General features: G+C 39.3%; 16 protein-coding genes and 4 pseudogenes. 4 read left to right on the top strand and 16 right to left on the bottom strand.

The window, feature by feature from the left end:
* Positions 1–129: 129 nt before the first annotated feature.
* A complete protein-coding gene (locus tag NSQ85_RS05430; protein ID WP_084828912.1) occupies positions 130–1,116 on the top strand; it encodes an L-lactate dehydrogenase in 987 nt (328 codons plus the stop codon).
* A 92-nt stretch (positions 1,117–1,208) separates the two neighbouring features.
* Here the strand turns inward: NSQ85_RS05430 and nox are convergent, their stop codons facing one another.
* The 6 genes and pseudogenes from nox to NSQ85_RS05400 form a co-directional block, all read right to left on the bottom strand.
* Complete coding sequence (nox, locus tag NSQ85_RS05425) at positions 1,209–2,582, bottom strand: H2O-forming NADH oxidase (RefSeq protein ID WP_179973833.1); 1,374 nt, start codon at positions 2,580–2,582, stop codon at positions 1,209–1,211.
* Positions 2,583–2,897: 315 nt separating this feature from the next.
* Positions 2,898–4,436 carry an ABC-F family ATP-binding cassette domain-containing protein gene (locus NSQ85_RS05420; protein WP_340781314.1) on the bottom strand — a complete coding sequence of 513 codons (1,539 nt, stop codon included), beginning with the start codon at positions 4,434–4,436 and terminating at the stop codon, positions 2,898–2,900.
* A 138-nt stretch (positions 4,437–4,574) separates the two neighbouring features.
* On the bottom strand, positions 4,575–5,105 hold the full coding sequence (locus NSQ85_RS05415; RefSeq protein WP_179973835.1) for an ECF transporter S component: 531 nt from the start codon (positions 5,103–5,105) through the stop codon (positions 4,575–4,577).
* The gene (locus NSQ85_RS05410; protein ID WP_179973836.1) at positions 5,095–5,952 is read right to left on the bottom strand and encodes a pyridoxamine kinase; all 858 of its coding nucleotides are present in this window, start codon (positions 5,950–5,952) and stop codon (positions 5,095–5,097) included. Before NSQ85_RS05410 ends, NSQ85_RS05415 begins: the two co-directional genes overlap by 11 nt.
* Positions 5,953–6,462, bottom strand: coding sequence for an ECF transporter S component (locus tag NSQ85_RS05405; RefSeq protein WP_179972027.1), 510 nt, complete (start codon positions 6,460–6,462; stop codon positions 5,953–5,955).
* 137 nt (positions 6,463–6,599) lie between these two features.
* Positions 6,600–7,130, bottom strand: a pseudogene (locus NSQ85_RS05400) (DUF5067 domain-containing protein).
* A gap of 157 nt (positions 7,131–7,287) precedes the next feature.
* On the opposite strand from NSQ85_RS05400, the gene NSQ85_RS05395 reads away from it, so the two are divergent.
* On the top strand, positions 7,288–8,553 hold the full coding sequence (locus NSQ85_RS05395; RefSeq protein ID WP_179973837.1) for an aminotransferase-like domain-containing protein: 1,266 nt from the start codon (positions 7,288–7,290) through the stop codon (positions 8,551–8,553).
* A gap of 43 nt (positions 8,554–8,596) precedes the next feature.
* On the opposite strand, the gene NSQ85_RS05390 is transcribed toward NSQ85_RS05395, so the two are convergent.
* The 10 genes and pseudogenes from NSQ85_RS05390 to NSQ85_RS05345 form a co-directional block, all read right to left on the bottom strand.
* Positions 8,597–8,935 (bottom strand): ATP cone domain-containing protein, encoded by a 339-nt coding sequence (locus NSQ85_RS05390; protein WP_179973311.1) that lies wholly within the window; start codon positions 8,933–8,935, stop codon positions 8,597–8,599.
* A gap of 731 nt (positions 8,936–9,666) precedes the next feature.
* Positions 9,667–12,117 (bottom strand): phenylalanine--tRNA ligase subunit beta, encoded by a 2,451-nt coding sequence (pheT, locus tag NSQ85_RS05385; protein WP_340781546.1) that lies wholly within the window; start codon positions 12,115–12,117, stop codon positions 9,667–9,669.
* A gap of 258 nt (positions 12,118–12,375) precedes the next feature.
* Positions 12,376–12,894 (bottom strand): annotated as a pseudogene (locus NSQ85_RS05380) (GNAT family N-acetyltransferase).
* Positions 12,895–12,910: 16 nt separating this feature from the next.
* Positions 12,911–13,954 (bottom strand): phenylalanine--tRNA ligase subunit alpha, encoded by a 1,044-nt coding sequence (pheS, locus tag NSQ85_RS05375; RefSeq protein WP_340781309.1) that lies wholly within the window; start codon positions 13,952–13,954, stop codon positions 12,911–12,913.
* 646 nt (positions 13,955–14,600) lie between these two features.
* Complete coding sequence (smc, locus tag NSQ85_RS05370) at positions 14,601–18,134, bottom strand: chromosome segregation protein SMC (RefSeq protein ID WP_179973839.1); 3,534 nt, start codon at positions 18,132–18,134, stop codon at positions 14,601–14,603.
* A gap of 2 nt (positions 18,135–18,136) precedes the next feature.
* Positions 18,137–18,826 (bottom strand): ribonuclease III, encoded by a 690-nt coding sequence (gene rnc, locus NSQ85_RS05365; protein ID WP_179973840.1) that lies wholly within the window; start codon positions 18,824–18,826, stop codon positions 18,137–18,139.
* A gap of 156 nt (positions 18,827–18,982) precedes the next feature.
* A complete protein-coding gene (dapA, locus tag NSQ85_RS05360) occupies positions 18,983–19,918 on the bottom strand; it encodes a 4-hydroxy-tetrahydrodipicolinate synthase (protein WP_179973841.1) in 936 nt (311 codons plus the stop codon).
* A gap of 336 nt (positions 19,919–20,254) precedes the next feature.
* The gene (locus NSQ85_RS05355) at positions 20,255–21,331 is read right to left on the bottom strand and encodes an aspartate-semialdehyde dehydrogenase (protein ID WP_179973842.1); all 1,077 of its coding nucleotides are present in this window, start codon (positions 21,329–21,331) and stop codon (positions 20,255–20,257) included.
* A 296-nt stretch (positions 21,332–21,627) separates the two neighbouring features.
* Positions 21,628–22,297, bottom strand: a pseudogene (locus NSQ85_RS05350) (DNA alkylation repair protein).
* 162 nt (positions 22,298–22,459) lie between these two features.
* On the bottom strand, positions 22,460–22,972 hold the full coding sequence (locus tag NSQ85_RS05345) for a GNAT family N-acetyltransferase (protein ID WP_002951148.1): 513 nt from the start codon (positions 22,970–22,972) through the stop codon (positions 22,460–22,462).
* A 158-nt stretch (positions 22,973–23,130) separates the two neighbouring features.
* Here NSQ85_RS05345 and NSQ85_RS10700 point away from each other — a divergent pair, with 158 nt between their 5' ends.
* Together NSQ85_RS10700 and NSQ85_RS05340 are read left to right on the top strand one after the other, a co-directional pair.
* Positions 23,131–23,268: a hypothetical protein gene (locus tag NSQ85_RS10700; RefSeq protein WP_415669294.1), complete on the top strand. Its 138-nt coding sequence runs from the start codon at positions 23,131–23,133 to the stop codon at positions 23,266–23,268.
* Positions 23,250–23,941, top strand: a pseudogene (locus NSQ85_RS05340) (transposase); the annotation flags it as partial. The gene NSQ85_RS10700 and the pseudogene NSQ85_RS05340, both read left to right, overlap by 19 nt.
* Between the last annotated feature and the right edge of the window lie 62 nt (positions 23,942–24,003).

Genomic DNA, 24,003 nt, shown 5'->3' with positions numbered 1-24,003 from the left:
TTATATTTCAGTTGTATAAAACGCTTTCACTCAATAATTCCTTATTATTTCGTGACATTCATCACTTAAAATGGTAGAATAAGCAATGTATGGGGTAACCCAATAAAAAATTAAGGAGATGTTTAGACTATGACTGCAACTAAACAACACAAAAAAGTCATCCTTGTTGGTGACGGTGCCGTAGGTTCATCTTACGCTTTCGCACTTGTAAACCAAGGTATCGCTCAAGAACTAGGTATCATCGAAATTCCACAATTATTTGAAAAAGCCGTTGGTGATGCGCTTGACCTTAGCCACGCACTTCCTTTCACTTCACCTAAAAAAATCTATGCAGCTAAATATGAAGACTGTGCGGATGCTGACCTAGTAGTTATCACTGCTGGTGCTCCTCAAAAACCAGGTGAAACTCGTCTTGATCTTGTTGGTAAAAATCTTGCAATCAACAAATCAATCGTTACTCAAGTTGTTGAGTCAGGATTCAACGGTATTTTCCTTGTAGCTGCTAACCCAGTAGACGTATTGACTTACTCTACATGGAAATTCTCAGGATTCCCTAAAGAACGTGTTATCGGTTCAGGTACTTCACTTGACTCAGCTCGTTTCCGTCAAGCACTTGCTGAAAAACTTAATGTCGATGCTCGTTCAGTTCACGCTTACATCATGGGTGAACACGGCGACTCAGAGTTTGCGGTTTGGTCACACGCTAACATCGCCGGTGTAAACCTTGAAGAGTTCCTTAAAAACGAAGAAAACGTTCAAGAAGCTGAATTAGTTGAATTGTTTGAAGGTGTTCGTGATGCAGCTTACACAATTATCAACAAAAAAGGTGCTACATACTACGGTATCGCAGTAGCCCTTGCTCGTATCACTAAAGCTATCCTTGACGATGAAAATGCAGTACTTCCATTGTCTGTATTCCAAGAAGGTCAATATGGTGTAAACAACATCTTTATCGGTCAACCTGCTATCGTAGGCGCACACGGTATCGTACGTCCAGTAAACATCCCATTGAACGATGCTGAACAACAAAAGATGAAAGCTTCTGCCGATGAATTGAAAGCTGTCATTGATGAAGCATGGAAAAACCCTGAATTCCAAGAAGCTTCAAAAAACTAATCTTACTTTAGTTAAATAAAAGCCTCCAGTTGGAGGTTTTTTAGTATTTTAAAAAGAAAAACAGCTAATTCATATGAATTAGCTGTTTAATATTATTCAGCGGAGATAGCTGCTTTAGCAATATAGCTAAGTGGTTGGTTAAAGTGTGGCAAGAAGAACAAATCAAGCAGTTTTAGACGGTCAATTGTTACTTCTTCTTGAATTGCCAATGAGAACATGTGGATTCCCATTGAGATATCCATGAGTGAAACCATTTGAGCACCCAAAACTTTACGAGTATCTTTATCATAAACAATCTTGATAGTTACATATTCATTTTCATCCTTCATGAAGGGAGGTTTTTGAAGATCTGTTGATTCGACTACTGCTGGATTGAAACCAAAGCGTTTTGCTTTCTCTTCAGTCAGACCAGTAGAAACCATGTTCAAACCATAGATAGAGATACCATTTGATCCTTGAACACCGTTTGATTCAACATCACCACCACCGGCATTGTGTCCAGCGACGATACCTGAACGAATAGCATTTGAAGCTAAGGCAATGTAGTTGACATCGTCAAGAGAATTGTCATAAACCGTAGCACAATCACCAACGGCGTAAACATCTTTAACTGATGTTTCTTGTTTCTTATTAACAAGGTAAGCACCATTTCGGAATGTTTCCAATTTACCAGCTCCAAGGGCTGTATTAGGACGGAAACCAACAGCAAGAACAACCATATCTACATCGTACGCATTTTTATCTGTTACTATGCGTTCTACCTTAGTTTCACCTTCTACTGCTTTAACAGTTTCGCCAAAGGCCAATTGGATACCATGGTCTTCCATATTTTTAGCCATACGGTCTGTAATATCACGGTCATAGTATCCAGCCAAACATGTGTCAACAACATCAATAAGGATAACTTCTTTACCACGACGTTGGAAGGCTTCAGCCAATTCAACACCAATGTAACCTGCACCAACGACTGCTACACGTTTGATGTCTTGTGACTTATCGTTCAACTTATCAATAACTTCTTGAGCGTTTTGGAAAAGTTTAACGAATTGAAGGTTTTCAAGAGTCGCTTCGAAAGTACGGCTACCTTCTTTAATCTCAGCACCATCGATTGGAGGTAAGATTGGTTGTGAACCAGTAGCTAAAATCAATTTGTCATATGATTCAACATGTTTTTTACCATCAACAAGAGCTGTAACAGTTTTACCGTCAAAGTCAATAGACTCAACTGGTGAGTTTATATAAACTTTTGCACCCTTGCTTTCAAGTCCTTCTTTGTTGGCATAGAAAAGGCCATCAGGACCTGAGATTTGATTACCAATCCAAAGAGCCATACCACAACCCAAGAATGAAATGTTAGAGTTTTGATCGAAAACAACTACTTCATTTTGGTCTCCGTAATTATCAAGAATAGTATTAATACTATAAGTACCAGCATGGTTAGCACCAACAACTACGATTTTTGACATAAATTTATCCAACTTTCTTTTGATAATAATTTACTATACCATTTTACCACAATTAGAAAACGGTTACACATTTTATGCTCAAACTTTGTTACTTTTTGAACAAAATAAGATATTTTGATTTAAAATCGTCATTCTATTAGCTCAATACATATTAACTAGTGTGCCATGTTAAATATTCTTATCACTGACTGACCCTAGAGTCTCTATCATTAAGCTATTATCAAATCATAATGACTACTACTTGGCTCTTTGCCCACTCAAAAATAGAGTGAGTGATACTCCAACTCATTGAGAAGATGTCAACACTCTTTTTTATTATACTAACTCATTAAAATCCCAAACATCTGTCCAACCTTCATAAAATTCAGGTTCGTGACACACCATTAGGACACTACCTTTAAAGGCCTGAAGGGCACGCTTCAATTCGTCCTTTGCATCAACATCCAAGTGATTGGTTGGCTCGTCCAGAACAAGAACATTATTTTCACGATTCATAAGGAGACAGAAACGAACTTTTGCCTGCTCTCCTCCTGACAAGACCTGAATTTGACTTTCAATATGTTTAGAAGTTAAACCACATTTAGCTAGGGCTGCACGAACCTCAGCTTGATTTAGAGCTGGGAAAGCATCCCAAACCGCTTCAAGTGGGGTCTGACGTGAACCTTCTGCTTCTTGCTCAAAATAACCTAGGTCAATAAAATCACCTGTTTCAACTTCTCCTTCAAGAGGTTGAATAATCCCAAGTAAACTTTTCAGCAAAGTGGTCTTACCAATACCATTGGCACCGACGATAGCTACCTTTTGATTACGTTCGAAAGTGAGATTCAAAGGCGACTTAGTCAAAGGACTGTCGTATCCAATTACGAGATCCTTAGTTTGGAATATAAAACGTCCAGGCGTACGGCTTTCCTTGAAATGGAATTCAGGTTTTGGTTTTTCTGCTTGCAACTCGATAATTTCCATCTTATCTAATTTTTTCTGGCGAGACATGGCCATATTTCGAGTAGCAACACGAGCTTTATTGCGGTTAACAAAATCTTGAAGATCGGCAATTTCCTTTTGCTGACGTTCATAGGCAGCTCCTAATTGTGCTTTTTTCATAGCATAGACAGATTGGAAATTATCATAATCACCTGCATAGCGAACCAAATCTTGATTTTCAACATGGTAGACAATATTAATAACATCGTTTAAGAATGGAATATCATGTGAAATGAGAACAAAAGCTTTCTCATACTCTTGGAGATAGCGCTTTAGCCAGGCGATGTGTTCAGCATCCAAATAGTTGGTTGGCTCATCAAGGAGCAAGATATCGGGTTTTTCAAGCAATAACTTAGCTAAGAGAATTTTGGTACGTTGACCGCCTGAAAGATCCGTCACATCGGTATCCATACCAAAATCCATGACACCCAAGGCACGAGCAACCTCATCTATCTTGGCATCAAGAGTATAGAAATCACGAGTTTCCAACCGATCCTGAAGCTCACCTACTTCTTCCATCAAAGCATCAACATCGGCACCTTCTTCTGCCATAGACATATAAATCTCGTTGATACGTTCCTCAGTTTTAAAAAGATCATCGAAAGCCGTACGAAGGACATCGCGTACGGTCATACCCTTTTCAAGGACAGCGTGCTGATCTAAATAACCCGCTGTCACATACTTAGACCACTCTACCTTACCTTCATCTGGCTGCAATCTCCCAGTAACGATAGACATAAAGGTTGACTTTCCTTCACCGTTAGCACCGACAAGACCGATATGCTCACCTTTGAGCAAACGGAATGAGACATTTTCAAAAATGGCACGGTCCCCAAATCCGTGACTAAGATTTTTGACTTCTAAAATAGACATAACATATCTGGGCTAAAACAGTCTTTAGCCCTTTCCTTTCTTGACATTAACTTAATTATTTTACCATTTTTTAGTGTAAATTTGGGCCTTTGCTTATGTAAAATCGAAAAGAAAAAGCAGTACCCGCCTGCTCAATCTTTAGTCTTTTTTCAAAATGCGTTTGAAGATAGGATATAAAAGAGGAACCGCAATGATTGTAACAACTGATGTTCCAAAAGTTCCACCAATCTTGACCACTGAAGCTAGCATGGCAGCTTTTAAGGAGAGAGACGCAACGATGGTATTAATAATCGTATACTTAAGGAAATTCAAAATAATTTTGGTCACTGCAGCTATCACTCCAACGATAATGACGTTAGCTATTTTATCATTTGATTTTAGGAGCTTTTCAAAAACAAGATAGAGCACCAAACAGACAATCAAAGATTCTAAAATAGTAATCCAAACCTCAGCAGCATAGCCATTAAAAATATCAAATAACCCTAATGCTACCGTTGCAACTAACGCACCTTTTCTAGCACCAAAAATTAAGACAGCAATTACAACCAAGGCATTTCCCAAATGGACAAATTGTGGTCCAAAAGGAATACGAATAAACTGTACACTAACAATAATCAAGGTTGCATACAAACTCAATTCAACTAATTCACGAGTATTATCATTTTTCATTTTTCTCCTCCAATAGCTCATTAATTCCATTAAATAAATAATCGATATAGGGCTCATAACAAAGACCATATTTTAAAGGGCGACCACTTGAAAGTGTAAACAATAGGACTTTATTCAGGAAATCCAAAGCCAAATCACAAACCTTAATAAAATCAAGGTTATGAAAATATCCGGCTGATAAAATGGCCGTCAGTAAGTCCCCGCTCCCATAAAAATGTGATTGATACCGTTTCCTCATTCGATAAATTACTTGATTGGTCTCCTTATTGAAATAAGCCAATCCGATCTTTTCAGTCTCAAATGAAATACCTGTTAAAATAACTTTTCGAGGTCCAAGCCTGCTCAAATTTCTCAGAAGATTCTCAATAGTAGCCATATCATAGGAACCTTCCTCAAGATAAGGAGAACCCGTCAATAAGGCAGCTTCTGTCAGATTGGGAATTATGACATCAGCCTGTTGACAGAAATCCTTCATAGCTTCTACATAGTCTCTATCAAAACCTTGATAGAGACGGCCATTATCACCCATAATGGGATCAACAAAAATGGGAATCTTTTTTTCGTAAGACAATTGACTGACAAGGCCTAGTTCTTCTTCTGACTTGAAATAACCACTAACTAAGCCATCCACTCTAAAATCCAATCGCTTCCACTGCTCACAAAAACCTTGCATATCAACTGTAAGGTCTCGTACATAGATATTGTCAAACTCACCAGTATGAGAAGACAAAAGAACCGTTGGTAAGGGAAGAACTTCAGTCTGACAAGCTGACATGATAGGAAGACTACTGGTCAAAGCAACCTTCCCCAAACCAACGAGATCATTGGCAACAATCACTGTGGTCATTTATTTTCCTTCCCAAACTTTTTCAAACTGTTTAATAAATCCTGTATGAAAGTAAATATAGTAGGCGAAAGCTGAACCAAGAATTGCGGCAACTAGATCAAAAGGAATTTTCATCATAGCATAGGATGGTGTGCCATAGATAAAGGCTCTTCCAAAACCATAACCAAGTAGGTTGATAATTGCCCCAAGCAAGAGACCTAAAACAGCCCTAGGTTTACTCAATTTTCCTAATCGCCCACCTACAACAAGTGAGATAGCAAGAACTTGAAGGCTGTGTGTTGCTAGTGTTACCCACATAGGAAGAGGATAAAAAAGAAAATCTCCAATAAATGAGCCCACCCCAGCAATTATGACTGCTTCCATAGGTGGAAATATCAAACCAACCAAGAAAATGATAAGACCGTTAAAATAGAAGTGACCTCCTGGAACAGGAATTGACAAGAGACTTGAACTCAAAATGACAACAAGTGCCATGAAAAATGCAGAGAGGGTTAAACGTTTTGCTGACATATCTAAAACTCCTTAGAAATAAATATAGTACAAGTTTATGAAAATTCTGACGATTAAACAAGTAGAAATTTCTCTATCTGACCGGGTACAGATGTGAGGCTATAAAAAATCACCACACATCCATGTGGCGATAAAGCTTATTGAGATTTATTATCAAAGTATTTGACAGGTGCATTTTCAAGATTTTTCAATGAAATATGAGCAGTCGCATCTGCTTCTGTACCATAGTCTGAGAATTCAATTATCAAGTCATGATCAAAATCAGACACGGCATAGTCAACAACAATTTCCTTAACTTCCTTAGGGCCAATCTTTGTCTTATTAGCAATCTTGTCTCTGTCATCGTCTTTAGAGAAGACCATTGTCGCAACCTTTAATTTTTCTTTCTCCTGTTTAACATCGAGAACCACCTTCATCAAAAGAGTGTAGGCATTCATGGTTTCTTAACTTGTGTTGCTAAGTTTATAGTGAACACGAATAGCTTTTTGACCTTCAGGGGATTCGATTTTAGTGGCAGAAAGAACTTGTACGCTAGCATCTTGTACCACAAATTGCATTTTGTTTTTATCGTATGTCCAAGTAGGCTCTTTATTCGGTTTACAGGCTGACAAACTAATAATGGTTAAGCAAGCAAGAGCGATAAGTCCTAAGACTTTCTTAAATGTCATTATTACAATCTCCTTAAACTTGTTTAAAATAGGAATTTAGTATTTCCTAATAACCTTTTTATTATGTCGAAATCTAATAATATTGTCAAATGTCTCCAGACATCTTGCTCTCAGAGAATAAATAGGGTAGAATAAAAAAATCTGTAAGGGGGTAATTATGAGCATCTATCAAGAAATTGTTAAGACTATCGCAAAAGATATCCAAAATGGTAATTTGGAGAAAGGAAGTAAATTACCATCTATTCGTCAGATTAGTCAGACTTATGGTTGCAGTAAAGATACTGCTCAAAGAGCGCTCTTGGAACTTAAGTATCAAAACTATATTTATGCCGTCCCCAAAAGTGGCTATTATGTTCTAGAGGGCCCCTCTAAATCCAATGATACGGTTCTACTCAACCTTAATGACTATAATCAATTAGCTTACGAGGATTTTCGTCTTTGCTTAGATGAAAGTTTGGCAGACCACCAAGACTACCTCTTCAACTATTATCATGAGCAAGCTGGACTAAAAGAACTGGTTGAAGCATTAAAAAATCGCCTTGCATCTAACGACATTTATGTCAATTCAAATCAAATTGTCATTACTTCAGGAAGCCAACAGGCTCTCTATATCCTATCACAGATGGATTTCGGTAATGGTGCTCACAAAATTCTTTTGGAACAACCTACGTACCACCGTATGAACCATTTAGTCAAGCGTCAAAATCTATCCTATGAAACTATCAATCGCAATCTTGAAGGTATTGACTTTAATCTATTAGAGGAGCACTTTAAGACTGGTCAGATTAAGTTTTTCTATACCATTAGTCGTTACTCAAATCCTCTTGGATTGAGCTACACTGCTAGTGAAAAAGAAAAGATGGCTCAACTTGCCAAACAGTATAATGTCTATATCGTCGAGGACGATTATATGGGTGACTTTAGCGATAGTAAAAATCTACCAATTCACTACTACGATACCCAAAATCAGACTATCTATATCAAATCTTTTTCCATGGCACTTTTTCCAGGTTTACGACTAGGTAGCCTCGTCTTACCACCAAACCTTAAGACTACCTTTTTGTCCCACAAAGGACTTATTGACTATGATACCAACCTCATCATGCAAAAAGCACTTTCAATTTATCTTGATAATGGTATGTTCAAAAAAAATATTAAAAAACTTAAAGACCTTTTTCAACAAAATATGGCTAAAAGTCAGGAAACTATCGCGAAAGCTAAGGTTTCCATTCCCTATCAGATTTCTCCTAGACACATTACCTGGAAGCTTCCAAAAGGGGTCTCATTAGAGAATTTCAAAGCTCAGAAACAGATTCACTTTTTAGAAACATCCTTTATAAGACCAACTTCTGAGAGTTATATGCAAATAGGACATGGAAAAGAACTGAAGTCTTTTTTAAAACTTTTGAAAATGATAGACTAAAAACTCAAACATACAAAAAAGTCATCAAAGCAATGGCTTTTTATTATTTAGTCTGTTCAAAGCGTAGGTGTACGATTACTTTGTCACCATAACCGTTACGCTCCAAATCTCGTTGTAAACGGTATGAAATATAATGCTCAGCGATATTGATGAAACCAGCTTCCATAAGACGATTTTCAACCAATGATTGAATCATGTTAATGGTTGGACGTTCCACTTGAGCATCTTGTAGATCAAGTGCTACTTTTTTAGTGACTTGAGCAATGTTTTGTCGCCAAGAATCATCAAGAACATACACAGTCTGTGCTGCTTTTAAGATAGCTTGGTAGATTTTATCAGGATCAAATTCAGCAACTTGGCCATTACGTTTAATAATTTGCATGGTTAGCCTCTTTTCAAGTTTTTTCTTTCATTATGCAGAGAATTTACATAATTGTCAAGTGCCATGTACTGAAAGAGCTATTCGGACTGCTTATTCCAAGAATTTAGAAATGTAAAGTGGTTTGCCATGTTTATCAAAGGATAGAGTTGAGGAATAGGACATTGACTGATTATGTCGAATATGATTAGCAATTCTCTTGTCACCGTTTATCAGATGCATGTCATAAATCTGTCCGTCAGAATCAATAAAGACAGCATCAATTCTAGTACTACTCGATTTTGACCCAAGATAACGAATATCTATTTTGTCCACTTAACTATAAATAGTTTTAAGTCCTCTATAATCTTTGTAAACAGTGACGGTAGCCAAAACATTCCCACCCAAAACATAGGTCATTCCGAAAACAAAGAGATAAACTATTGGTAGAACTAGTAAAGATAATTTACTTTTTCGAAATGTTTCTTTATGCCAATTACATATATACTGAGGTACATGGTTAAAAACCTCTTAATATATTGATGAACGAGTAACCTATAGACTAGTATTAAAAATACCAGTTGACCCAAAGGATAAGCAAAACTGGGTAAGGCATCAATAAGTGTATTGACTTTATCAGATTCAAAGGTGTAATGTCCCCAAATCCCATCAAAAAACTCTAAAAACAAGTTATCTCCTTTTAGCCTTATATCTACTATCTTAAAAATCCATCTTATCAGATGGATTTTTAACTATTAACGTACTTCTGCTTCGACCTTTTCAGTGAGAGCTTTGGTAATTTTTTCCATGTATTTGGCAACTTCTTCGTCTGTGAGGTTGTCATTTGGATTTTGGAAGGTGAGGCTATAGGCCATTGATTTCATACCAGCACCAAGTTTTTCACCTGCATAAACGTCAAAGAGTTTAACAGCAATCAAGCGTTTCACTCCTGCTGAATAGATGGCATCAAGAACTTCTTGATGAGTGATGTCTGCCTTAAGAAGAAGGGCGATATCACGTGATACTGCAGGGAATTTTGTGATTTCAACAAATGGTTGAGCTGGTTTCAAGGCGTCTTCGACAGCACTAAGATTAATTTCAGCCACATAAGTTTCTGGAATACCGTAGTTTTTAGCTGTTTGTGGGTGAACTTGACCAAGGAATCCAATAGTTTGACCATCAAGCACAATAGCAGCAGTACGACCTGGGTGCATGCTTGCTAGGTCTTTTGTCGCTACATAGTCAACCGAAACTTCAAGTTTATTGAAGAGAGCCTCAATGATACCTTTAGCATAGAAGAAATCAACTGGCGTTGCTTTGGTTTGGAAATCTTTTTCCGCTACAAGACCAGAAATTGCGAAGGCAAAGGTATTGATTTCGTTTGGTAACTCTTCTTTCGGATTACCATTTTGCTCAAAGACCTTACCAATTTCGTAGATAGCTACGTTGCTATTCTTACGGTTGACATTGTAAGCAACGGTATCAAGCATACCAGAAACCAAGTTTTGACGGAGGACTGAGCGATCAACAGTCATTGGCCACATTAACTCAGTCAAGTTACTTGGTGTCGCAGCAAATTCTACGGCTTTTTCAGGTGTTGTCAAAGTGTATGAAATAATCTCAGTCAATCCAGCACCTTCAGCAATGGTGCAAACCTTACGGCGAAGTGTTTGTGTTTTAGTCAATTCACCGGATGTTCCTGCTGCCTCTGGAAGTGTAGTAGGTAATTTCTCATAGCCATAGATACGTGCAATTTCCTCTACCAAGTCTGCTTGGATACTGATATCCCAACGACGACGTGGTACAGATACAGTGAATCTATCAGCATCACCTGTCAAACCGAAACCAAGTTTTGCAAACACATCTTCAATATCCGCAAAAGTCAGTTCTGTACCTAGACGGACATTCACATAGTCAAGACTTGTAGAAACTTGGACTGGTTCTGTGTCGACTGAACCTGCTTGAACACGGCCTGCAAGGACAGATCCATTTGCCAATTCTTGCAACATTGCTGCTGCAAAATCAAGAGCTTCAAGGACAGTCTCGTTATTAACACCTTTTTCAAAGCGTGATGACGATTCTGAACGAAGGTTAAGACGGCTACTTGTCTTACGAACAGATTTTCCATCAAAAACAGCAGCTTCGAGGACAACATTTTTAGAGTTGTTATCAATTTCAGTTGATGCACCACCCATGACACCACCAAGAGCAACAGGTTTGTCAGCAACTGTAATAACAATATCTTCAGCAGTCAATTCACGCTCTTCACCATCAAGGGTAACCAGTTTTTCACCCTCGCGTGCATCACGGGCAACAATGTGTGATTCTTCAAACTTATCCAAATCGAAGGCATGCATTGGTTGTCCAAAGTATAGAAGAACATAGTTTGTCACATCTACTACGTTGTTAATTGGACGAATACCAGCATTCATGAGAAGGTTTTGTAGCCATTGTGGACTTGGTTGAACCGTGACATTCTCAACCACTCGACTAGCATAAGTAGTCACTTTATCACTTTCGATAGCTACTGAAATTTTATCAGAAGCTGGTTTGCTGTCTTCAGTAACTGTTTTTTCTGGGAAATGAACGGATTTACCATAGATTGCAGCAACTTCATGAGCCACACCACGCATAGAAAGGGCATCAGCACGGTTAGGTGTGATTGACAATTCGATAATTTCGTCATCAAGGTCTAGATATGGGAAAATGCTATCTCCAGGAACAGCATCTTCTGGCAAAATTTGGATACCATCTGCAAATTCTTTAGGAATAACGCTATCTGGAAGACCAAGTTCAGCCAAAGAACAGATCATACCAAGAGATTCCATACCACGAATCTTACCTTTTTTGATCTTGTAATTATCTGCAATTCGGGCACCAGGAATGGCAACAATTACCTTGATTCCAGCAGTGATATTTGGAGCGCCACATACAATTTGACGTGGACCTTCAGCATCTCCTGTATCTACTTGACACAAGTGCAAGTGTGTTTCAGGCACATCTTCACATGACAAGACATGACCAACAACCAATTTTGACAAGCCCTCAGCAGGTGTCTTAACACCTTCTACTTCAATACCTGTCGTCGACATTTTTTCAGCAAGTTCGGCCGTGGTAACATCCACATCAACCAACTCTTTTAACCATTTATAACTAACTAGCATAATAATGATATTAAGACCGTGTCCTTGCTCTGCAAGGACCAAAGTCACAAGATTTTAGGAAGTCGCCTGAAATCCTGATTTCAGTAGCGACTTATCTAAATCTCGAACTTTGAGGTCGTATTCAAATCCTTTCTGTAAAACTATCAGTTCAACTGATAAATGTAAGAAGAACTTCAACCACTCTTAAGACGGGTTCAAATCCTTTCTGTAATTTAGGAATATCTGTATTTGATATATGAGGAAGACAAATTTATGCGTTTTATCGTCTTCTTAAAACCTCTCTATCAACTTCATTTAGGTTTATAGTTTCAATTTTAACAACCAATCGCGATCCACTTTACCATCACCGACAAGAAAATCGTGTTCTGCGAATTTTTCAAAGCCATATTTATCGTAAAAAATCTGTGCCTTGAAATTCCTTTCCCAAACACCTAACCAAGCCTAATCGCAACCCAGGTCACGAGCTTCTTGCAAAGCAAACTCAAACAATTGCTTATCCAAGCCCATGCCTTGAAAGGCCTGACTGATATAAATACGCTGGATTTCAAAGGCATTGTCTAGGTACTGCTCTGTTTGGGCAGATCCGACATTAGTTTTTAGAAAACCTGCCTTTACATCATCAACTATAATGAAAAAGTAACGCGATTCTTCATGAGTAATTTCATCGAGCAGAACTTCTTCAGACAGTGCTGTGTCAAAGTAAGCTTGCAACTGGGACTCTGTATTATCATGAGCAAATGTCTCCCTAAAAGTATCTTCCGAGATAACTTTTAATTCTTCAACTTCTTCGGGAAGAACCTTTCGAATAACAATCGTCATGACAACCTCCTAAACCTTATTTAAACTGTTCTGAGAATCGAACGTCTCCTTGGTAGAAACCACGAATATCGTTTATTCCATAACGGAGCATGGCAATACGTTCTTGACCAAGACCGAAAGCGAAACCTGAGTATTCTTCAGAATCAACCCCTGACATCTCAAGTACTTGTGGGTGAACCATACCAGCACCGAGGATCTCAATCCAACCTGTCTTCTTGCATACATTACATCCTTTACCACCACACTTGAAACATGATACATCAACTTCAACTGAAGGCTCTGTGAATGGGAAATATGAAGGGCGCAAACGGATTTGACGCTCTGCACCAAACATTTTTTGAATAATCATTTCAAGTGTTCCTTTAAGATCACCCATTGAAATGTTCTTACCAACAACCAAACCTTCGATTTGGTGGAACTGGTGACTGTGAGTCGCATCATCTGTGTCACGACGGAAAACACGTCCTGGTGAGATCATCTTAAGAGGACCTTTAGAAAAATCATGTTTATCAAGTGTACGAGCTTGGACAGGACTTGTATGAGTGCGAAGCAAGATTTCTTCGGTAATGTAGAAAGTATCTTGCATGTCACGTGCTGGGTGATCCTTAGGCAAATTCATACGTTCAAAGTTATAGTAGTCTGTTTCAACTTCAAAACCATCAACAATTTGGAAGCCCATCCCCAAGAAAATATCTTCGATTTCTTCAGCTGTTTGGCTAAGAATATGACGGTTACCAAGGTTTACTTGGCGACCTGGAAGGGTTACGTCAAGACTTTCAGAGTCAAGTTGGGCTTGAATTTTAGCTGCTTCAACAACTTTAGCTGCTTCGTCAAAAGCTTCAGTCAAAACGTCACGAACTTCGTTGACCATTTTACCAACTGTAGGGCGTTCTTCACTAGGAAGGTCTTTAAGTCCCTTCAAAAGTTCCGTCAAAGAACCTTTTTTACCTAAAACTGCAACACGCAATTCTTGTAATTCCTTAGAGTGTTCACCACGCATTTCAGCCAATTTAGCCTGCGTTGAGGTTTTCAACTCTTGTAATTGTGTTTGTAAATCCATGATATTCCTTTCTGATATGACAATTTCGAATCGCAAACAAAAAAACACACGCCAAAACTCCAACCCGGAGCGTTGACACGCGGTACCATCCGTTTTTTATCTGGTTTCCCAGACCTTGATTCGTCAGCCGTTTTCATGAGTGAATTCGCCAAACTTCCCTCGAGGAGGCTTCCAGTCCATGACCCCCAATCCCTGTCAATTTCCATAAGGTTACTAGTCTCTACGACTTCTATTTAATTACCACCATTCTATCAAAAATTAGTTGTGCTTTCAAGTGCCTACAGTTACGTCAATTCAATAAGTTTTTTTGGAAACTATTCTTTTTGGAGAAATCATTCAGGTAATGCTCAATGCCCGTATCAGACAAGCCTAGTCTCAAACTGAAAAAGATGAGTGGTAAAATAAACAAAGAAAAAACTTCTTAGAATTGTAATATTTCAATCGAAAAAGACCAGCTGACCGCTTTCTCATAGTGGCAAAAATCCTGATCATAGCCACTGTTAGAGCATTTTACGCAATCGATTGCGTTTTTTTGAAAGTGGTAACCCTATTTTTTTCTGAAAGTCATTTCAAATTTTTTGAAACTATAAAAAAGATAGTGATAAAGCTATCAACTATCTTTCATGAAATTATAATCTATTTATTTTTAGTCAAAATCGAGGTCTTTTAGTTTAACTGAAACAATTTTTGAGACACCAGATTCCTGCATTGTAACCCCATAAATAGAGTCTGCTGCTGACATGGTTCCCTTACGGTGGGTAACTACGATAAATTGACTAGACTTGTCAAAGCGATTGAGGTAGTCAGCGAAGCGTTTAACATTGGCTTCATCCAAAGCCGCTTCTACTTCGTCTAGGACAACAAAAGGTATAGTCTTAACACGAATGATGGCAAAGAGAAGAGCCAAAGCTGACAAGGCCTTCTCACCACCTGACATAAGGTTAAGCGATTGAATTTTCTTACCTGGTGGCTGAACAGAAATTTCTACACCGGCCTCTAGGAAATTGTCTGAGGTAAAAATCAAATCTGCTGATCCGCCACCAAACATCTGGGTAAAGGTCTGTTTAAAGCTTTCACGGATAGCCTCGAAGGTTGCTTTAAAGCGAGATTTCACCTCACCATCCAAATCATTGATGGTATTCAGAAGCAGACCCTTAGCTTCAAGTAAATCATCCTTTTGACCATTCAAGAAATCGAGACGTTGCTTAACTTCTTCAAATTGGGCAATAGCCTCTACATTGACAGGGCCCAGAGCCTTAATCGAACGCTCAAGACTTTGAAGATTCTGGCGAGTTTGCTCAACATTCTCAAGAGGGGTAACCTGACCTTTGGCTGCTTCAAGCGTCATCTGGTAATCTTCAGCCAACTGAGTCGCAAACTTACGAAGCGACTGACTAATTTGACTTTCACGCTCTTCCAATCGAGTCTGTTGGCGAATCAAATTTTCATTGCGGTTCCCCACTTTAGCCAAACGCTCCTCCAAGTCCTCCAACTGACCTTCGTAGTCTTGCACTTGAATCTTGGCACGAACAAGTGCTTGTTCCAAATCGTCTTTACGTTGAACAGCTTCTTTATGCTGTGCTTGTAACTGCGGCAGACGATCAGTTTGATCCTCATCTACTTGGTTATTGAGGAGAGCCTTGAGACTGTCAGATTCCTTCGTTAATTCAGACAAGTCTGCTTGAAGACGATTACTTTCTGTCTTAGCAAAACGTAATTCCGCTTGCAAGTCGCGCTCCTTCAACTGGAGTTCAGATTGTCCGTCTAAGAGAGCTTGTTTTTGTTGGCCAAGGGCATCCTTATCTTCCTTAATTGCTTCGATACGGTCATTGATGGCCTCACGCTTAGATGCAATTTGCGCTAACTCTGCCTTAAGTTGCTCAGACTTAGTTTGAAGATTTGCCCCTTTAGATCCCTGAGAACCCTGCTTGAAACTATCTACCAAGACTTGATTTTTCTCTACATCTGATAAGGCTTGCTGATACTCCAAGCCCAGCCTTTGCTCCTGCAGACGAGCATTTTCACCATCAACTTTGAGATCTTCTATCGCTTTCTGTAAAGCCTTACGCTTTGTCTTAAGGGCTTCAACCTTAGCCTCACTATCACTTAATTGAGCTTTAATTTGGCTAATTTCAGTAGTTAATGCATCTAGTTCGGGCTTAATAAAGAGACTATTATTTTGCTTATTGGCACCACCGGCAAAGGCTCCACCAGGGCGGATTTCAGAGCCATCAAGAGTAACCATACGCACTTGAAAACGAACAGATCGAGCGGCCTTATTGGCATTGTCGATGGTATTAAAGATTGCCGTTACACCTAAGAGGTTTTGAAAAATATTAGCCAAACGTTCCTCGTAAGTGACCAAATCGGAAGCCATACCAATGAAACCAGGTGCATTGGCAAGAATTTGAGCAAATTGTCCATTCAGTTGACGTGGTTTGATGGTTGTCAATGGTAAGAAAGTCGCACGACCCTGACGATTACGTTTCAAGTAATCAATCAAACGCTTAGCTGCTGCTTCATCCTCAACAATGATGTTTTGCCCACTAGCTCCCATTGCAATTTCAAGAGCCGTCTGATAGCGCGTATCAAAGGTCAAGTGTTCACTAACAGCGCCAATAATTCCCTGAATGGATTGGGCATTTTGAAGAACGGACTTAACCCCTGCATAGAAATTACTATGATTTTTTTGAATAGACTCTAGACTTTGACGGCGAGCTTCTTTACTCTTAAGGTGATCCATGAGGTCAAACATCTTCGTTTGAGCTTCTTGATAGTCCTTATCGATGACTTGATAAGACTGATCCTTCTCTTTGTAGCTATCCAAGAGATTTTGAAGACTCGCTTGAGCTGCTTGATAAGCCTTTTGAGCTTCGCTAGCTACTTCCTGAGCAGAGAGCAAATCAGCTTGAGCCTGTTTATATTCTTCAGCCTGTGCCTCAAGTGCTTGTGTCTGACTTTCCATGTCGTGGGTGACCTGAGTTAGACTGTTGGAAACCTTAGCTTCCTCCTGCATAAGACTGACATAGTCTTCTCGCAAACGTTCAATAAGCGTATCTGGATCATCAGAAAATTGCCCCAGATCTTTTTGAATGGCAGTCAGCTCCAGAGCAATAGTATTCAATTCAGCATTCAATTTAACTTGACGTTGGTTAACCTTATCAAGCGAAGCCTGTGCTTCTGCTTTCAAACTCTCCAGCTCACTGAGACGAGATGCTGTCTCTTCTTTTTTCTCGGAACGCTGCTGACTTTCCATGGTATAGAGATCAATTTGACGCTCAAAGTCACTAATAAGTCGTGTGACATCCACTAAGGTTTGTTGGTCAGAAGAAATTTGTTCTGAAATTTGGTGACGTTTTTGCTTGAGTTCTTGGTTCTCCGTCTCTAAACGATGACGTTCCTCATAATAGCTGGTTAATTTATCCTTGACCTCTGCCAAATCTTCTTGTGTTTGGCTTAAGTCAGATTTTCCAACTTCAATATCATGCACTAAAAGGTTAAGCAGAGTCTGTCTACGCTCTCCATCGAGTTCTAAGTAGCATTTTGCTGTCGCCGCTTGCTTTTCAAGTGGTTTAATCTGACCATCTAGCTCATAGATGATATCTTCCAACCGATCAAGATTATCCTGAGTTTGATTAAGCTTGCTTTCGGTTTTTTTCTTACGTATCTTATATTTAAGAATACCTGCAGCTTCCTCGAAAATAGCACGGCGTTCCTCAGGTTTGGCATTAAAAATAGTCTCAACACGACCTTGAGAAATAATAGAAAAAGAATCACGCCCGAGACCAGTATCCATGAAGAGGTCATGAATATCACGCAGACGAACCTTCCTACCATTGATCAAGTAGTCATTGTCACCATTTCGATAAATATGACGTTCCACACGAATGGTTTCACCAACACCTGCGATAAAGCCGTCACTGTTATCAAGAGTGACCGCTACTTCCGCGTAGTTAAGAGCTTTACGGACCTCTGTACCAGCGAAAATAACATCTGGCATCTTGCCCCCACGCAAACTCTTTGCAGAGGATTCGCCCAGTGCCCAACGCAGGCTCTCTGTAATATTTGATTTTCCCGATCCATTTGGACCTACAACGGCTGTTACTCCCTTGTCAAATACGACCTTCGTCTTATCCGCAAAGGACTTAAAGCCCTGCATTTCAATTGATTTCAAATACATGCTTAATTACCTAGTTGTTCAAGGGCAGACTTCGCTGCTGCCTGTTCAGCTAATTTCTTTGATTTTCCAAGACCAGTGCTGAGTTCCTTACCATCAACAGCTACCTGCACAGTAAATTCCTTAGCATGAGCAGGTCCAGACTCATCGATAACAGTATAAGTAATATCAACCTTACCATTGACCTGGAGACGCTCTTGAAGCGCCGTCTTATAGTCTATTACTCGGTCAAAGTTCCCCTTTTCAACCTGAGGAATCATGACCTGATTCAAAAATTTCTCAACAGCAGGCAAACCTTGATCCAGATAGAGAGCTCCAAGGAAGGCTTCCCAGAGATCACCGAGAATGGTGGCACGCTCACGACCACCAGATTTTTCTTCACCTTTACCAAGACGAATATACTGATCGAAACCGCAAATCTTTGTAAATCCGGCTAAGCTCTCTTCACGAACGATAGTACTACGCATCTTAGACATTTCCCCCTCCGGTTTGTTAGGGTAACGATTGTAAAGGTAAACAGAAATGACTAATTGCAGAGCTGCGTCTCCTAAAAATTCCAAACGTTCATTATGTGAAATGTTTAGGAGGCGGTGCTCATTGGCATATGAGGTATGTGTAAATGCAGTTTCTAAAAGGTCCTTTTGGCTAAAAACAATACCAAAGTCCTTTTCAAGTTTTTGTTCAAGTTGATTCATAAAACGTCCTTTCTTTTTAAACACACTAACTATAATTATATCAAAAAAAGCAGATTTTCATGATGGAAAACTGCTTTTAGTAGCTATTATCTGCGGATTTAGTGAGAGGTAACCAATTGCACTAAAAAAAGCTAAGCAATGCTCAACTTCAATTTCTTAATAATCTGGACGAACAACACCTGTAACGGTTTCACGTGTTGCTTCGACATCTTCTTCAAGGACAACCTTGATGATACGTTTAGCTTCTTCTGAAGTACATGCAACCAATGGCAAACGAAGTGGTCCAACTTCCAAACCAAGATGGTTGAGAACAGCCTTGACAGGTGCAGGACTTGGTACTGAGAAGAGAGCGTTAACTTTAGGAATGAATTTACGTTGGATAGCTGCTGCCGTCTTGAGGTCACTATTTTCAATAGCTTTAAGCATGGCATGCATCTCATCACCATTTGTATGAGAGGCTACTGAGATAACACCATTAGCTCCAAGGTTCATTGCATGGAAGGCATCTCCATCTTCACCAGTATAAACTAAGAAATCTTCAGGTTTGTGTTCAATAAGGTAGGCCATGTTGGCAAGACTGGTACATTCTTTAACACCAATGATATTTGGATGTTCAGCCAAACGAAGCATGGTATCTGGAGTCATCTCAACAACTACACGACCAGGAATGTTGTAGATGATAATTGGCAAATCAGAAGCATCTGCAATAGCTTTGAAATGTTGGTACATACCTTCTTGTGATGGCTTGTTGTAGTAAGGCACGATAGCAAGACCTGCTGCGAAACCACCAAATTTAGCAACTTCTTTAGCAAACTCGATAGAGTCACGCGTATCGTTGGTACCGACACCAGCAATCAGTGGCACACGACCATTGACAATCTTTTGAACAGCCGCAAAGAGTTCCAACTCCTCATCATGAGTAAGCGTTGGGCTTTCAGCAGTTGTTCCTGCCAAAAGAAGAGCTTCCGTATGGTGAGCCAATAGATGCTCAATCAAGTCTGGAAGAGCATCATAGTTGATAGATCCATCCTCATGGAAAGGTGTAATTAGGGCTGTGATCAGTTTGACTTCTCTTAATTGATCAATTGACATATTATTCTCCTTCGACCGTTTTCTAATCCTTTCCATTTTACCATAATTTTGACCAGACAGACAGATAAGTTGACAATTTTCTGAAAACTTGATGTCACATTGTTTCCAATTTTTGGTGATTTACACAAAAAAAAGAGAGATATGTCTCCCTGTTTCATTGCAATCAGCTTTAAGTTAGTATTAACATACAACACTAAAACCTTACTAGTCCCTAAGCCATGGTGCAGTGGTTAATTGGAAACATTTATGTTTCCAACATTCGTACTTCCTAATCAACTGTTCGGGAGAGAAACTACGAAATCAAACTCTTCGAGTTACTGATTTCTGTTTCGCTCCCTATTTCAATTCAAATTTTAATTCTGATGTTGGGCGTACAAGTCCACGTTCGTGTAGAGTTTCTGCAATTTGGACTGAGTTCCAAGCAGCACCTTTGAGGAGGTTATCTGAAACAACCCACATGTGTATACCTTTTTCAGCATCCAAGTCTTTACGGATACGTCCGACAAAGGTATCACGTGATCCAACAGCATTAACGGCTTGTGGGTAGACTTGGTTTACAACGTCATCTTCAAGGACCGCACCTGGAAATGCTGCAATAGCGGCTTTCACCTCATCAATTGGTGCCACTTCTTTTGTTTCAATGTAGACAGACTCTGAGTGAGCTGACAAGACTGGAATACGCACACATGTTGCTGATACGGCAATACTATCGTCTTCCATGATTTTCTTAGTTTCGTTTGTCATCTTCATTTCTTCGTAAGTATAGTCATTTTCAGTGAAGACATCGATTTGAGCCAAGGCGTTAAAGGCGATTGGGTAATGCTTCTTATCGCCACCACATGGCAAGATTTCAGCTTTGACATCACGTGGATTACGGCCATCACTCAAAACTTCTTTCAACTCACGTTGTGTTTCAAGAATAGCTCCCATACCAGCACCTGAAACAGCTTGATAAGTTGATACAATAATACGGTCCAAGCCCCATTTTTGGCGAACTGGTTCGAGGGCAACCATCATTTGAATAGTTGAACAGTTAGGGCAGGCGATAATACCGTTGTGGGTATCTAGCGCGTGTGCATTGACCTCAGGTACAACCAATGGTACATCTGGATTTTGGCGGAAGAATGATGTGTTATCAACAACTACTGCACCTGCTTTGACTGCATATGGCGCATATTTAGCTGAGGTAGATCCACCAGCTGAGAAGAGTGCAATATCAACACCTTCAAAAGCGTCCTCTGTTGTTTCTTCGATGGTCACATCTTGACCTTTAAATTGCAAGACTTTCCCTGCAGAACGTGCAGACGCAAGGTAACGAATCCTATCGATTGGAAGTGTTGATTCTTCCAACATTTTGATCATTTGAGCACCAACGGCACCTGTAGCACCAACAACAGCAACTGTGTATCCCATAGTAAAACCTCTTTTGGAATTTTCTATCAATTTAGTTTAATGAAACTATTATACTACGTTTAAGCCCAGTTGAAAAGGGTTAAAAGATCAAGAATAACAGAAAAATCCCCTACCAAATGGTAAGGGATAAGAGGCATCTTTCGATGAGAGTAGCAGGTTCACACAACTACCCAAGGTCCGCTCCTGCGTTACAATTTAATGTTGACCTCCTCAGCGCAAAAGGCTCTAAAGAGCCGATCGACTCATCGCATACTCCTATTCTAACATAATAGGTAACAGAGTCAAGCGGTTGAGTTCTACAAATACTTTCTTGCTTCCCTAATACTAAGAGATGCCATTTGACTAGCATGGTGATCAATAAAATCACGGACCCAATCAGGATTTACCTTTGAGTAATTGCGCAAGCTCCAACCGATAGCCTTGTTAATGAAAAACTCAGTCTGTCCATAGTTATTACAAATAACCTCAGCTAAAAGGTCTGTATCTGTCAATTCTTTACGTATAAACTGGTGGTCAATGGCAATACGTCTCAACCAAAAATCCTCATCCAGACTCCATTGGCGCATGAAGTCCTTGGTTTCTGGATAGTGAAAAGTAATCTCCCCGATAATACGGTCTAATTGATCTATACCATCCCACCATGATTTGGTTTGAGCTAATTCCTTTAGCTTTGGAAAATCTTCAGGTCTAAACTTCTTCTTTTTGTCCAGATAATCCATAGCAATATATTGAAACTCACGGTAGGGGTGCTGCCAACACTCTTCTACAAAAGTCCAATCAATTGGATCCTTAATGAAAGGCTTAAAAAACTCTCTTTCAATCTTTCTGAGAACTGTTTTTTTGAACGCCAAGAAACCTGAATTTATTTTTCATATAGGCTTCCATATGTGGTACTTTAGCTGAGTCAGCTTGGTCTTCTAACAGTTTTAAAAGGATTTTTACCCATTTAGAAGGTTTCTGAGGCAATAAGTCGGGCACTTGTTGTTTGGGACGTATAGGCTCCTTTACTACAAAGAAATTGGTTCACAGTTTAGAGCTTTTTCTACAGTTTCTCAAATATTAATATCGATCTATCATTGTCAGATTGCATAATTAATTTGTCAACTTTGACTAGACATTTCTAGACTTCTACCGTATTTTTCTGACAGGGCCATCTATGGTCTTTTGCATCCAGACGATATCATGCCATTGTTCAAACTTGTAACCAACTTTTGGAAAATGAGCCACTTGGATATAACCGCGTTTTTCATGCATGGCAATACTAGCCTCGTTTGGAACAGCAATACAGGCTAAGAATCGCAAAAAGCCTCGTTTTTCAAGTTCCTCTTCGAGAGCACCATAGAGCTGGCTCCCCAAACCCCGACCACGCGCATCTTCATTCAGGTAGATAGACAATTCTGTCGTCCAATCATAGGCTGTTCGAGCATAGTAGGTTGAGGCATAAGCATAACCGAGAACTTGTCCATCCTCTTCTGCTACTAGATAGGGGTATCTTTCAATAGTATTGCTGATGCGTTTTTCAAACTCTTGAACACTAGGAACCTCATATTCAAAGGTAATCGCCGTCTTCTCAACATAGGGTGCATATATGGCCTGAATAGCTTGTGCATCAGCCAAGTTGGCTGGACGAATGGTTATCATCAATTTCTCCTTCAACTTCATTATCTTTATTTTAAACGGCTCTATAATTTCTGTAGTGGGTAAAACCACTGTAGAAATTATAGAGCTTTTTAAGTATACACAAAAAGTCCCATAAGAACTATAATGAAAAGCGACTAAACCATCATTAGGAACAACTTATGAGACTTATTAAGAATACCACAGAATTAATCGGAATTAAAGACCCTAACATCATTATTTCTCTTGTTTTTGAAACGGATACTCATATCGAGGTTCAAGCAAAACTGGATTATCGTGTATACGAAACTTCTTTTTGAAGTATCCATTGAAAGTACGCCAAAAGGTAAGTTTTATCACGATGGACATGCCAGGAGCTTATATGCCACTGGCTCGCAAACTCTTTCCTAACGCCAAAATCGTTCTTGATTGATTTCACATTATCCAGCACCTTGGACGTGCCTTTTTAAGGATAAGAATTGCCATTATGAACCAGTTCGATAAGAAGTCACTACCTTATCGAACCTTGACAAATCACTGGCGACTTTTTCAAAAGAACAGTACTAAGCTATCTCTCAACTTCTTCTATTCAAAGACCTTCAGACAAACTTTAGTACCACATGAAATCATTGAGAAGACATTGGTCTTTTCAGAAGAGCTCGCTAATTATCACAACCTCTATCAACCTTTGCTTTTTCACTTTCAGGAAAAAAGAGTAGATGAGTTTTTTGAGCTCATTCAAGAAAACTTAAACGTCGTCAATCATTACTTTCAAACTGTCCTTAGGACTTTTCTTAGACACAAACAATACATCCAATACATCAAGAATGCACTAGAAACAGACTATTCAAACATAAAACTCGAAGCGACTAACAAGATGATTAAAGACATCAAACGGTTGGGATTTGGTTTTAGAAACTTCATCAACTTTAAGAAACGTGTCTTCATCACTCTTAATATACAAAAAGAGAGAACCTATCCGGTCCTCTCTAGATGTTAGCTTTTTGTCACCCACTACAGTTGACAAAGAGCCTTTTAAACTTAAAAAAAGGGCT

Source organism: Streptococcus sp. FSL L8-0526 (genome assembly GCF_038007145.1).
Classification (GTDB): Bacteria; Bacillota; Bacilli; order Lactobacillales; family Streptococcaceae; genus Streptococcus; species Streptococcus thermophilus.
Note: the sequence above shows the minus strand (reverse complement) of the source record. Positions and strands in the feature narration are given on the sequence as shown.

Bases quoted from the DNA above. Each gene is read 5' to 3' on its own strand.
- NSQ85_RS05430 (WP_084828912.1), top strand. From the start codon at position 130: ATGACTGCAACTAAACAACACAAAAAAGTCATCCTTGTTGGTGACGGT.
- nox (WP_179973833.1), bottom strand. From the start codon at position 2,582: ATGTCAAAAATCGTAGTTGTTGGTGCTAACCATGCTGGTACTTATAGT.
- NSQ85_RS05420 (WP_340781314.1), bottom strand. From the start codon at position 4,436: ATGTCTATTTTAGAAGTCAAAAATCTTAGTCACGGATTTGGGGACCGT.
- NSQ85_RS05415 (WP_179973835.1), bottom strand. From the start codon at position 5,105: ATGAAAAATGATAATACTCGTGAATTAGTTGAATTGAGTTTGTATGCA.
- NSQ85_RS05410 (WP_179973836.1), bottom strand. From the start codon at position 5,952: ATGACCACAGTGATTGTTGCCAATGATCTCGTTGGTTTGGGGAAGGTT.
- NSQ85_RS05405 (WP_179972027.1), bottom strand. From the start codon at position 6,462: ATGTCAGCAAAACGTTTAACCCTCTCTGCATTTTTCATGGCACTTGTT.
- NSQ85_RS05395 (WP_179973837.1), top strand. From the start codon at position 7,288: ATGAGCATCTATCAAGAAATTGTTAAGACTATCGCAAAAGATATCCAA.
- NSQ85_RS05390 (WP_179973311.1), bottom strand. From the start codon at position 8,935: ATGCAAATTATTAAACGTAATGGCCAAGTTGCTGAATTTGATCCTGAT.
- pheS (WP_340781309.1), bottom strand. From the start codon at position 13,954: ATGGATTTACAAACACAATTACAAGAGTTGAAAACCTCAACGCAGGCT.
- smc (WP_179973839.1), bottom strand. From the start codon at position 18,134: ATGTATTTGAAATCAATTGAAATGCAGGGCTTTAAGTCCTTTGCGGAT.
- rnc (WP_179973840.1), bottom strand. From the start codon at position 18,826: ATGAATCAACTTGAACAAAAACTTGAAAAGGACTTTGGTATTGTTTTT.
- dapA (WP_179973841.1), bottom strand. From the start codon at position 19,918: ATGTCAATTGATCAATTAAGAGAAGTCAAACTGATCACAGCCCTAATT.
- NSQ85_RS05355 (WP_179973842.1), bottom strand. From the start codon at position 21,331: ATGGGATACACAGTTGCTGTTGTTGGTGCTACAGGTGCCGTTGGTGCT.
- NSQ85_RS05345 (WP_002951148.1), bottom strand. From the start codon at position 22,972: ATGATAACCATTCGTCCAGCCAACTTGGCTGATGCACAAGCTATTCAG.
- NSQ85_RS10700 (WP_415669294.1), top strand. From the start codon at position 23,131: ATGAGACTTATTAAGAATACCACAGAATTAATCGGAATTAAAGACCCT.